Origin of the sequence: uncultured Serinicoccus sp. (genome assembly GCF_947487915.1) — a bacterium.
Lineage (GTDB): Bacteria > Actinomycetota > Actinomycetes > Actinomycetales > Dermatophilaceae > Ornithinicoccus.
The window spans coordinates 232,691-243,481 of record NZ_CANKYH010000001.1; the positions used below are offsets into that span (position 1 = coordinate 232,691).

Here is a 10,791-nt window from a genome sequence, read left to right on the forward strand (position 1 = left end):
TCCTCGGGGCCGGGCCTGGGATCATGTCGGGCATGAACCGCCTGGAGCGTTGGGAGTCGCGCACCCAGACCCCGCTGATGATCGCCGCCCTCGTCTTCCTCGTGGCGTTCGCCGTCCCCATCGTCAACCCGACGCTGCCGTCGAGCGTCCTGCGCACCTGCACGGTGGTCCAGGACGTCATCTGGGGCGTCTTCCTCGTGGACTACGCCTACCGGCTGGCCGTGGCGCCGCGGCGGTGGGACTTCGTCCGCCGGCACCCCCTGGACCTCGCGGCGGTGGCGCTGCCGGCGCTACGGCCCCTGCGGCTCGTCGCGGCCCTCACCTTCGTGCACCAGGTGGCCGGGAAGAAGCTGCGCGGGCACGTGGCGATCTACGTCACCACCGCCACCCTCCTCGTCGTCACCATCTCCTCCCTGGCGGTGCTCAACGCCGAGCGCGGGCACCCCGAGGCGACGATCCAGACCTGGCAGGACTCGTTGTGGTGGTCCTTCGTGACCGTCACGACGGTGGGCTACGGCGACTACGCCCCCGTCTCCGGCGAGGGGCGCCTCTTCGCCGTGGGTCTCATGCTGTGCGGCATCGCTCTGCTCGGCATCGTCACGGCGAGCCTGGCGTCGTGGCTCCTCGAGCGGATCACCGAGCCCGACCCCACCCGGCAGCCGGCCACGGCGGCCGACGTCGCCGAGCTCACCGAGGAGGTCCGCGCGCTGCGGGCCGAGCTGGCCGGGCTGCGCGGCCCCGACCACGGCTAGCTGGCGGGGTCCAGGACCGCGCGCAACCGGGCGGCGTAGTCGGCCCCCTCGGGTCCGTCGTACCTCGTCCGCGGCCAGAAGAAGCCACGCAGACCGTCACCCTTCGTCCGCGGCACCACGTGCACGTGCAGGTGCGGCACCGACTGACTGACCACGTTGTTCATCGCCACGAAGCTGCCCTGGGCCCCAGCGCCGTCCGCACCGCCCCCGCGACGTCGCGGGCGGCGCCGAAGAGCGGCACCACGAGGTCGTCGGGCAGCTCGGTGAGGGTGTCGACGTGGCGCCGGGGCACGAGCAGCACGTGCCCCTTGAAGACCGGCCGGGTGTCGAGGAAGCCGACGACCTCCTCCCGCTCGAGCACGGTCTGCGCCGGTTCCTCGCCGGCGACGATGCGGCAGAAGAGGCAGGCCATGGCGCCCACGCTAGCCGTGGGTGGCCCCGAGCACCTGGTGTATGCCGCGGGCCACCCCCGCGGCGATCTGGTCGACCTCGTCGTCGCTCACCACGAGCGGAGGGCCGAGCAGCAGCAGGTCGCCGTTCGTCCCGTCCGCGCAGCCGGTGCTCGGGTAGACGATGACCCCCTGCTCCCGACAGGCCTCGGTGACCCGCTCGACCAGCCGCTCGGCGCGCGGGTGCGGCACACGGGTCTCCTCGTCCGCGACCAGCTCGACGGCCTGCAGCAGCCCGCGCCCGCGGACGTCGCCGATGCCGGGGACCCGGGCGAGGTGACGGTGGAGGGCGTCGTGCAGCCGGGCGCCCTGCCGGGCCGACGCCTCGACCAGGCCGTCGCGCTGCAGGATGCGCAGGACAGCCAGGCCGGTGGCAGCCCCGACGACGTGGTGGGAGTAGGTGAAGCCGTGGACGAACCCGGCGCGGGCCAGCACCTCGTGCACCGGGCCGCTGACGACCGCGAGCCCCAGCGGCCAGTAGCCCGAGGCGGTGCCCTTCCCGGCCGTGAGCACGTCCGGGCGCAGGCCGAAGTGCTCGCTGGCGAACCACCGGCCGGTGCGCCCGAAGCCGGTCATGACCTCGTCGGCGACGACGAGGACGCCGTGGCGACGGCATACCTCGGTCACCGCCGGCCAGTAGTCCTCCGGCGGGACGCAGGCCCCGAGCCCGGCACCCGCGACGGGCTCGGCCACGAAGCCCGCGACGCGCCCGGGGCCGACGCGCTCGATGGTCTCCTCCAGCACCTGTGCGTGCCGCGCGCCGCAGCCGTGCGGGTGGGTGTCCGGGAACGCGCAGCGGTACTCGTAGGGGGTGCTGGTGTGCTCGGCCCCGGTGAGCCAGGGCAGGTAGGGGGCCCGCAGCCCGGCCCGCCCGGACACGCTCAGGGCACCCCTGCTGTTGCCGTGGTAGGAACCGCGGCGGCCGATGACGACGTCCCGGTCCTCCCCGCGGGCCAGGTGGTAGGCGCGGACCATCTTCAGGGCCGACTCCACCGCCTCGCTCCCCCCGGAGACGGGGTAGATGCGCGGGTCCTCCAGCGGCAGCAGCGGGGCGAGGGCGTCGGCATACTCCTCCAGCACCTCGCTGGAGAAGGCCGAGCCGTGCACGTAGGAGACCCGGGACGCCTGGGCGGCGGCGGCCTGCACGACCTCGTCCACCCCGTGACCGACGCCCACGACGACCGCGCCGCCGGCCGCGTCGAGGTAGCGGCGACCGTCGACGTCGACGAGGACCGCGCCCTCGCCGTGGTCGATGCGGACCCGGTCTCCGCCACCCCGGGAGAAGACGTGCCGCGAGCCCATCGGGTCAGCCGCCGTGCGACGCCGCAGCCGCAGCGGCCGCGACGGCCTCCCCGAAGATGCGCAGGCCGGTGCGTGCCTCCTCCGGCGTGACGACCAGCGGGGGCGACATGCGCACGACGCTCTCGCCCGCCTCGAGCACGAGCAGGCCACGCTCGAAGGCGGCCTGCTGCACGGCGGCCGAGAGGGCCGAGTCGGCGAACTCGACGCCGATCATCAGACCGACGCCGCGGACGTCGACGACCGCCTCGGGGTGGGCGGCCTGGATCTCGCGCAGCCCGGAGAGGACCTGCTCGCCGACGGTGCGGGCGTGCTCGAGCAGCCCCTCGGACTCGATGACGCGCAGCGTCGCGAGCCCGGCCGCGCACGGCACGGGGCTGCCGCCGTAGGTGGAGCCGTGGGTGCCGGTGCCCCAGCTCTCCATGAGCGAGGCCTTGGCGATGAAGGCCCCCAGGGGCAGGCCCGAGGCGATGCCCTTGGCGGAGAGCAGGACGTCCGGCTCGACACCGGTCTGCTCGATCGCCCACATGGTGCCGGTGCGACCCATGCCGCACTGCACCTCGTCGGCGACCAGCAGGATGCCGTGCTCGTCGCACAGCTCGCGCAGCCGCCGCATCCAGCCCTCGCCGGGGACGATGTAACCGCCCTCGCCCTGGATCGGCTCGACGAAGATCGCCGCCACCTCGCTGGGGGCCACGTCGTGGCGGAAGATCGTCTCCAGGGCGTCGAAGGTCGCGGTGTCGGAGGCGTCCTCACCGGCGGCGACCTTGGCCGGGTCGGCGTAGGGCACGTGCAGCACGCCGGGCAGCAGCGGACCGAAGCCCTGGTGGTACTTCGGCTTGGAGCTGGTGAGCGAGACGGCCCCCATGGTGCGGCCGTGGAAGGCGCCGAAGAAGCTGATGACGTAGGGCCGCTTGGTCGCGTAGCGGGCGAGCTTCAGGGCACCCTCGACGGCCTCGGCGCCGGAGTTGGTGAGGAAGACCCGCACGGGCTCGCTCATCGGCGCGGTCCGGGCGAGCGCGTGGCACATCTGCGAGTAGACCGGCAGAAAGAAGTCGCTGGCCGAGTAGTGCAGCAGGTCGGCCGCCTGGTCCTGGACCGCCCGCACCACCTCGGGGTGGGCGTGACCGGTGGAGTTCACCGCGATGCCGGCGTTGAAGTCGAGGAAGAGGTTGCCGTCGACGTCCTCGATGCGGCAGCCGCGCGCCCGCCGCGGGGCGAAGGGGTAGGCGCGCGGCAACGACGGGCTGGTGATGGCCTGGTCGCCGGCGACGACCTCCCGGGTCAGCGGACCGGGGAGCTCGGTGCGCAGGTCGGGCACCGGGCGGGAGGCGTCGGCCCAGTCGGTGGTCGGCTCGGCCAGGGTGGTGTCGGTCATGGGGCTCTCCTGGAGGTCGTGGGTGAGGTCGGGGTATGCCGTGCCGCCGGGTCCTGCGCGGCGCTCGCCCGGGAGGGGCGGCTCGGGAGGACGGCCGGGGCGGGCGGTGACCGGTGGTGGGACGGGGTCGGAGGGACCCGGCTCAGCCGGTGACGACGGTCTGGGACTGCTCGCGCATGAAGAGCTGGACGTAGTGCAGGCCGCCGCCCGCCTTGCCCGAGCTGCCCGAGCCCTTCCAGCCGCCGAAGGGCTGCACGCCCGGCCACGCACCGGTCGTGGCACCGGCCGGGCGGTTGACGTAGACCACGCCCGCCTCGATGCCCGACAGGAAGCGGTCGATCTCGTCCTGCTCGCCGGCGAACAGCCCGGCGGTCAGCCCGAAGACCGTGTCGTTGGCGCGCTCCAGCGCCTCGTCGAGCCCGTCCACGGGCGCCACGACGGCCAGCGGCACGAAGAGCTCGCTGGTGAACAGCTCGTCGTCGGCGGGCAGGCCGGAGATGAGCGTCGGCTGGACGAAGTAGCCGGGGTGGCCCTCGGTCCCCTGCAGGACCTCGCCGCCGGCGACGACGGTCCCGCCGGCCTCGCGGGCGTGCTCGACCGCCCCGCGGAAGCGCTCGACGGCCTCGGCGTCGATGACCGGTCCGCAGAAGGTGTCGCGCTCCAGCGGGTCGCCGACGACGACCGCCCCCAGCGCCTTGCCCAGGGTCTGGACCAGCTCGTCGTGGACCGCCGCGTCGACGTAGACGCGCGAGCAGGCCGAGCACTTCTGCCCCGAGGCACCGGCGATGGAGCGGGTGATGCCCTTCGCCGCGGCCTCGAGGTCGGCGCTGGCGGTGACGATCGTGGGGTTCTTGCCGCCCATCTCGGTGATGACCGGGCGCGGGTAGTCGCCGCGGAAGGCGTCCATGACGGCCATCCCGCCCGCGTAGGAGCCGGTGAAGGTCAGCCCGTCGATGCCCGGGTGCGCGACGACCGCCTTGCCGACGTCGTCCCCGCCCGGGAGGATCTGCATGAGTCCCTCGGGCAGCCCGCCCTCGAGCATGGTCTCGTAGAGCTTCCACGCGACGTGGGTGCCCTGCACGGAGGGCTTGAGGACGACGGCGTTGCCGGCGACGAGCGCGGCGGCCGCGGGGCCGGCGGCGAGCGCCATGGGGAAGTTGAAGGGGCTGATGACGCCCCAGACGCCGTGCGGGCGCAGGACCGAACGGGTGGTCTCGGTGGCGGAGAGCTGCTCCATCGCCGCCTCGAAGCCGCCGTTCTTCTCCACCTGGTCGCAGTAGTAGCGGAAGAAGACGGCCGACTCCTCCACGTCGCCCAGCGCCTCCAGACGGTTCTTGCCGACCTCCATGGTCATCAGGGCCGCCAGCTCGTTGGCGCGCTCGCTGATGAGGTCGGCCACCTCGCGCAGGACCGGGAGCCGCTCCTGCCAGGGCGTGGCCGCCCAGGCGCGACCGGCCACCCTGGCCGCGTCCACGGCAGCGTCGACGGCACCGGGCGAGGCGGCCCGGACCCGCGCGACCAGCACGGAGGGGTCGGCGGGGCTGGTGACGTCGACGGGGTCGCCGGGCGCGGGGTCGCCGGGGGCGGAGATCTCCGCCCCGAGCCAGCCACGGGCGACCTCGACACCGGCCTCGTATGCCGTGTGCAGGTCTTCGTTGTCAGCGGTCAGGGTCGCGTAGGTCACCTTGTAGGGCTCGGACACCGTCGTCTCCTCACATCTCGCAGATTGCCGAGTTCATCCGCCATCTTGCCAGATCGACAGGACGATTGACGGCCATATCCACGATTCGCCGGAAATCCTCCGAGCCGCTAGCCGGCGACGAGCTCCCTCGCGCCGAGCTGGTCGAGGACGAAGGCGATCTCGAAGGCGGTCTCGCGCCACGCGTCGTACCGCCCCGTCTTGCCGCCGTGCCCGGCGACCATCTCGGTCTTGAGCAGGATCGGGCGCTCCTGGGGGTCGCTGGTGACGGTCTCCCGGAGCTTGGCCACCCACTTGGCCGGCTCGACGAAGAACACGCGGGTGTCGTTGAGCCCCGTCGTGGCCAGGATGGCCGGGTAGTCCACCCGCCGGATGTTCTCGTAGGGGGTGTAGGAGCGCATGAGCTGGTAGATCTGCGCCGAGTCGACCGGGTTGCCCCACTCCTCCCACTCGCTCACGGTCAGCGGCAGCGAGGGGTCCAGGATGGTGGTGAGCGCGTCGACGAAGGCGACCCCGGCGTGGACCACGCGGAAGCGCTCGGGGGCCAGGTTGAGCACGGCGCCCATGAGCAGCCCACCGGCCGAGCGGCCCTCCGCGGCCAGCCGGTCGGGCGCCACCCAGCCGGTCTCGACCAGGTGGTCGGCGCAGGCGACGAAGTCGGTGAAGGTGTTGGTCTTGTGCTCCATGCGCCCCTCCTCGTACCACCCGCGGCCCATCTCCCCGCCGCCGCGGACATGCGCGACGGCGTGCACGACGCCGCGGTCGAGGTAGGACAGCCGGGAGATCGAGAAGTGCGGGTCCACCGAGATCTCGTAGGAGCCGTAGCCGTAGAGCAGTCCCGGGTGGCTCCCGTCCGGCTCGGCGTCGCGGCGGGCGACCAGCGAGATGGGGATCTGCGTGCCGTCCTGCGCGGTCGCCCAGAGCCGCTGCTGCTGGTAGTCCGCCGGGTCGTAGCCGCCCAGGACGGGCTGCTGCTTGACGAGGGTGAGCTCCCCGCTGCCCAGGTCGAGGTCGAGGACGCTGCGGGGGGTGACCAACGACTCGACGAGCACCTGCAGGGTGTCGGTCTCGTAGGTCGGGTTGGTGCCGGTCTCGATGGTGTAGACCGGCTCCTCGACCGGCACCTGGTAGCCCTCCCCCACCGGGCGCCCCTGGCCGGACAGGGGCAGGACCTGCAGCTGGGTCAGCCCGTCCCGGCGCAGGGACAGCACGAGGTGCCCGGCGAAGGCCTCCACCCCGGCCAGCCGCACCCCGTCCTCGCCGGGCACCACCGTCGACCAGTCCTGGGCCGAGGTGGTCGTCGCCGGCGCGACCGCGAGCTCGAAGTCGCGGTGGTCCCGGTTGTGCATGATCCACAGGCGCTCGCCCGCCGGCTCCACGTCGTACTCCACGCCCTCCTCCCGGGGGGCGACCACCCGGAGCTCGCCGGTGGGCTCCTCGGCGTCGACCAGCCGGACCTCGGAGGTGTTCTTGCTGCCGAGCCAGACGATGACGTGCCGGTCGTCGCGCGAGGTGCCGACCCCCATCCAGAACCGCTCGTCGTCCTCCTGGTGGACCAGCACGTCCTCCTCCGCCGGAGCACCGACTCGGTGGCGCCAGACCTGGTGCGGGCGCCACGCGTCGTCGACCCGGACGTAGAACAGGTGCCCCCCGTCGGCGCTCCACGCCGTCCCGTAGCCGATGCCCCGCACGGCGTCGTCGACGATCTCCCCGCTGGCGAGGTCCTTGACCTTGAGGTCGAAGCGCTCGTCGCCGGTGGTGTCCACCGCGTAGGCGAGCCGGTCCCCGGCCGGGGTCACGTCGAAGGCCCCCAGGCTGAAGAACTCCTCCCCCTGCGCCTCGGCGTTGCCGTCCAGCAGCACCTCCTCCCCCTCGGGCGCCGCGCCCGGGTCCAGCTCGGGCCGCTCCGGCGACTCGCCGACCGCGACCCGCCCGTGGACGGCGTACTGCTCGCCCTCGATGGTGCGGGTGTAGTACCACCAGTCGCGGTGCCGGACCGGGACCGACAGGTCGGTCTGCTGCACCCGGCCCTTGATCTCCTCGAAGATGCTCTGCTGCAGCTCGCCCAGGTGGGCGGTGCGGGCCTCGGTGTAGGCGTTCTCCGCCTCGAGGTGGGCGATGACGTCCGGGTCGGTCTTGTCCCGCAGCCACTCGTAGGGATCGACGACGTCCTCGCCGTGGTGCGAACGGAGGACGTCGAGACGGGTGGCACGGGGCGGGGCGGGCTGATGGGTCACCCACCCCACGCTACCCCGGAGCCCGGGGTCGTCGAGGGTGCGCGTCCGCCGCCGTCCGGGCGGGGTCGGCATACCATCGGCACATCATGATCACCCGCCCCGTCCGCCACCGCCGGGCCTGCTGGGTCGTGCGCGGCGCGGGCCGCGGGAGCACCCCGCAGCTGCCTCCCTCCCGGTATGCGCGGGTCCGGCTGCGCGAGGCCGAGGGGCTGCTCCTGGGGCCGGAGGAGGTGAGCGAGGTCTACGGACCCGCGCCGGGAGCGCACCCCCTCGACCTGCTCACGGACGTCACCGGGGAGTGGGTCGGCCTGCTGAGCGACGACGCGGAGCGCACCTGGGTGGCGATGAGCGACTTCCACGGCTTCGGGCACCTCTTCTGGTCGGTGCAGCCCGGCGCCACCGGTCAGGACGTCTACCTCGGCACCACCCTCGACGCCGTGGTGGACCGGCTGCGCGGCGACGGCGTGGCGCTCGAGGTCGACTGGTCGGTCGCGCACACCACCCTGGCCTCGAACCACGTGCTCCTGCGCAACCAGTGGTCCCGGCGCACCCTGGTGCAGGGGGTCCGGTGCCTGCGCCCGGACGAGCTGCTGGTCGTGTCCGGCCGCGGGGTCGGGACCGTGCCGAGACCGATGACCACCGACCCGCGCGGCCGCGGCTACGACGAGCTGCTGGATGCCGGCATCGAGCGCGCGAGCGGGTTGCTGGCCCAGGTCGGCGACGCCGTGCCGGACCTGCGGGTCTTCTCCTCGGGCGGCAAGGACAGCCGCGTCGTGCTGGCGCTGCTGGACCACGCGGGCGTGCTGGACCGGACGAGCTTCGTGGCGGCGGACCCGAGCCGGTGGGCGGACGCGGCGGGCCGCGCGGGGCTGTGGCGCGACCTCGTCGTCTCCGACGAGTTGCGGCGGGCCGCAGGGCGGCCGTGGTACGTCGAGCCGGACTACGAGGACCGGATGCTGTCCTTCGCCGAGAGCATCGAGCACCACCAGAGCTTCTACGCCGGCAGCCAGTGGGCGGCCTCGGCCGAGCGGCAGCTGAGGTGGCCGACCGTCCCCTACGTCGCCGTGCGCGGCGGCGCCGGCGAGCTGCTGCGGACGGCATACCGGGCCATCCGCACCGGGGCACCCTTCGCGGCGATGGGGCAGACCACCGCGTCCCTGGAGGCGGACCTGCGGCGGCTGCACGGCCTGGTGCTCCACCCGGGCGCCGAGCTGCCGCCCGGTGCCCGGGAGGCGGGCGAGGCCGCGGTCGTCGAGGCCTTCTCGCTCCTCGCGGACGCACCCGTCGGCGAGCAGGTCGACGCGCACTACCGCCTGCACCGCAACCGCGCCCACTTCGGGCACGTGCTCCACTCGACGCACCGACGCAGCCTGGCCCTCCACCCGCTGGCGACCCCGGAGTTCCTGCGGGCGGCGCACCTGCTCCCCTTTGCCGGGCGCGACCTCGGGCTGGCCGCCTTCGACGTCGTCGAGCGGCTGCGCCCGGACCTCAACCGGCACCGGTTCGCCTCCGGCACCTGGCCGGCCGAGCTGTGGCGGCAGCGTGGCGGAGCCCCCTCCCCGCTCCCGCGGGCTCCGCGGGGACCGTTCGACCGCGAGCGCGTCCCGGACTACTTCGCCGCCGAGGACCCCAACCACTTCCGGCGCGGCTGGACCAGCGGGCCGCTGCGCTTCGACATCCGCACGGCCGCGCAGACGAGGGCGGTCCACGACCTGTGGCGGCTGCACGAGCTCGCGCCACGGGAGGCCACGAGCACCTTCGTGGCCTCCGTCGCCGACCTGGTCAGCACCTCGGCGCTCAACCCGGCGACCACGGTGGTGCGGGTGGCCTCGCTGCTGCGGGCCCTCGACGCCCCCGCCGGCGATCCCCCGGCCTGCCTGGAGGTGACGGTCCGGACCGGGGGTGGGCTGCCGTGGCGGCGGCGGGACCGTGTGCAGGTCGCGCCGGTGCGCACCGGGGGGCCGGGCTCGGTCCGGACCCTGGACGAGTATGCCGCGAACGCCCCGACCGCGGGCCTGGAGACCTTCGAGGTCGACCCCCGCACCGAGCCCGGGGTCTCCTGCCACCTGGAGGTCGAGCACGGCGCGCTCGTGGCGCGGCGGGTGGGGGCGGAGCGGGCCGGCTGGCCGCTGGAGCACACGTTCACGCTCACCTGCGGCGCTGAGCAGGTGGCCGAGGTGACGACGCGGGAGGCCCGGGTGGACTTCGGCGTCGCGCCGGGGCCGGGGCGCTGGCGGGCGCAGCTCGCCGCGCGCCGCCTGGACCGTCCGGAGGTCGTGCTCCGCGCCACCTCACCGCCGCTGGTCGTGCCCGGGACCGGACCGGGCTGAGGGGCGCGGCGGCGGCACCCTCGCGGTCGCGGCGGGCTCTCGCGGGAGGCGCGGGCCTCCTCGTCGAGGCACGGCGGGGTTCGGGCGACTCCTGAGCCACATCGACATCAGGCGTCACAGGATGCCGAGAAGATCGCAGACACCAGAGGTATAACACCGGCAGATGCACTTGTCCCCGCGCGGTGCGACGCGTGGGGACAGCGGGGCTGCAGGGATTCGAAGGGCCCGTACGGCATCGACCTCCCACCGCCGCGAGCGCATGTCGTGATGCGCGTCACACTGGGAATTTGGTCAAGTTCTCCCCATGAAAGAGTAAAGAACGAGTAAAGTTCCTTGTCAGTAACCACGGACGAGGGGCACATCATGACCATTCAGAGCACGTCGACCAGCCGCTCGGTCACCGGGACGTACCGCGTGATCGAGCAGAGGCAGGGCTCCGGTATCGACTTCTATTTCAGCGTGAGCGGCCCGGACGGCCGCACGAGCGAGCAGAAGGTCCTCTGGTACCCCTCCATGACCGCGCTGCAGGTGGCCGAGGCCGCCGTCGCGGCCCGCCTGGAGGCAGACGGCACCACGCACGTCGCCGCCGTGGCGGCCCAGCAGGACCCCAACGAGGGCGGGTTCGTCGTCAGGCTCACCTGACCTCG

At 73.6% G+C, this 10,791-nt stretch carries 10 protein-coding genes; 4 read left to right on the top strand and 6 right to left on the bottom strand.

Annotated features, from left to right (window positions below):
- Positions 1-32 precede the first annotated feature (32 nt).
- Entirely contained in the window at positions 33-752 is a 720-nt protein-coding gene (locus tag Q0795_RS00940; RefSeq protein WP_298885451.1) for a potassium channel family protein, read from the top strand.
- On the opposite strand, the gene Q0795_RS00945 is transcribed toward Q0795_RS00940, so the two are convergent.
- From Q0795_RS00945 to Q0795_RS00960, 4 genes are read right to left on the bottom strand one after another with little or no spacing between them, the layout of a single operon-like run.
- Positions 749-916, bottom strand: a complete 168-nt coding sequence (locus tag Q0795_RS00945; RefSeq protein ID WP_298885453.1) for a hypothetical protein — start codon at positions 914-916, stop codon at positions 749-751. The genes Q0795_RS00940 and Q0795_RS00945 overlap by 4 nt on opposite strands.
- Positions 913-1,164, bottom strand: a complete 252-nt coding sequence (locus tag Q0795_RS00950) for an HIT family protein (RefSeq protein ID WP_298885455.1) — start codon at positions 1,162-1,164, stop codon at positions 913-915. Before Q0795_RS00950 ends, Q0795_RS00945 begins: the two co-directional genes overlap by 4 nt.
- Before the next feature lie 10 nt (positions 1,165-1,174).
- Positions 1,175-2,503: an aminotransferase class III-fold pyridoxal phosphate-dependent enzyme gene (locus Q0795_RS00955; RefSeq protein WP_298885457.1), complete on the bottom strand. Its 1,329-nt coding sequence runs from the start codon at positions 2,501-2,503 to the stop codon at positions 1,175-1,177.
- A gap of 4 nt (positions 2,504-2,507) precedes the next feature.
- Positions 2,508-3,878 carry an aminotransferase class III-fold pyridoxal phosphate-dependent enzyme gene (locus Q0795_RS00960; protein WP_298885459.1) on the bottom strand — a complete coding sequence of 457 codons (1,371 nt, stop codon included), beginning with the start codon at positions 3,876-3,878 and terminating at the stop codon, positions 2,508-2,510.
- An 18-nt stretch (positions 3,879-3,896) separates the two neighbouring features.
- Here Q0795_RS00960 and Q0795_RS00965 point away from each other — a divergent pair, with 18 nt between their 5' ends.
- Positions 3,897-4,031 (top strand): hypothetical protein, encoded by a 135-nt coding sequence (locus Q0795_RS00965; RefSeq protein WP_298885461.1) that lies wholly within the window; start codon positions 3,897-3,899, stop codon positions 4,029-4,031.
- Here the strand turns inward: Q0795_RS00965 and Q0795_RS00970 are convergent.
- Together Q0795_RS00970 and Q0795_RS00975 are read right to left on the bottom strand one after the other, a co-directional pair.
- A complete protein-coding gene (locus tag Q0795_RS00970; RefSeq protein WP_298885463.1) occupies positions 4,021-5,580 on the bottom strand; it encodes an aldehyde dehydrogenase family protein in 1,560 nt (519 codons plus the stop codon). The genes Q0795_RS00965 and Q0795_RS00970 overlap by 11 nt on opposite strands.
- A gap of 107 nt (positions 5,581-5,687) precedes the next feature.
- On the bottom strand, positions 5,688-7,814 hold the full coding sequence (locus Q0795_RS00975; protein WP_298885465.1) for a S9 family peptidase: 2,127 nt from the start codon (positions 7,812-7,814) through the stop codon (positions 5,688-5,690).
- A gap of 86 nt (positions 7,815-7,900) precedes the next feature.
- Here Q0795_RS00975 and Q0795_RS00980 point away from each other — a divergent pair, with 86 nt between their 5' ends.
- Positions 7,901-10,144, top strand: coding sequence for a hypothetical protein (locus Q0795_RS00980; RefSeq protein WP_298885467.1), 2,244 nt, complete (start codon positions 7,901-7,903; stop codon positions 10,142-10,144).
- A gap of 363 nt (positions 10,145-10,507) precedes the next feature.
- The gene (locus Q0795_RS00985; RefSeq protein WP_298885468.1) at positions 10,508-10,786 is read left to right on the top strand and encodes a hypothetical protein; all 279 of its coding nucleotides are present in this window, start codon (positions 10,508-10,510) and stop codon (positions 10,784-10,786) included.
- The last annotated feature ends 5 nt before the right edge of the window (positions 10,787-10,791 follow it).

Coding starts and splice junctions, on each gene's coding strand:
- Q0795_RS00940 (WP_298885451.1), top strand. CDS start 33: ATGAACCGCCTGGAGCGTTGGGAGTCGCGCACCCAGACCCCGCTGATG.
- Q0795_RS00945 (WP_298885453.1), bottom strand. CDS start 916: ATGAACAACGTGGTCAGTCAGTCGGTGCCGCACCTGCACGTGCACGTG.
- Q0795_RS00950 (WP_298885455.1), bottom strand. CDS start 1,164: ATGGCCTGCCTCTTCTGCCGCATCGTCGCCGGCGAGGAACCGGCGCAG.
- Q0795_RS00955 (WP_298885457.1), bottom strand. CDS start 2,503: ATGGGCTCGCGGCACGTCTTCTCCCGGGGTGGCGGAGACCGGGTCCGC.
- Q0795_RS00960 (WP_298885459.1), bottom strand. CDS start 3,878: ATGACCGACACCACCCTGGCCGAGCCGACCACCGACTGGGCCGACGCC.
- Q0795_RS00980 (WP_298885467.1), top strand. CDS start 7,901: ATGATCACCCGCCCCGTCCGCCACCGCCGGGCCTGCTGGGTCGTGCGC.
- Q0795_RS00985 (WP_298885468.1), top strand. CDS start 10,508: ATGACCATTCAGAGCACGTCGACCAGCCGCTCGGTCACCGGGACGTAC.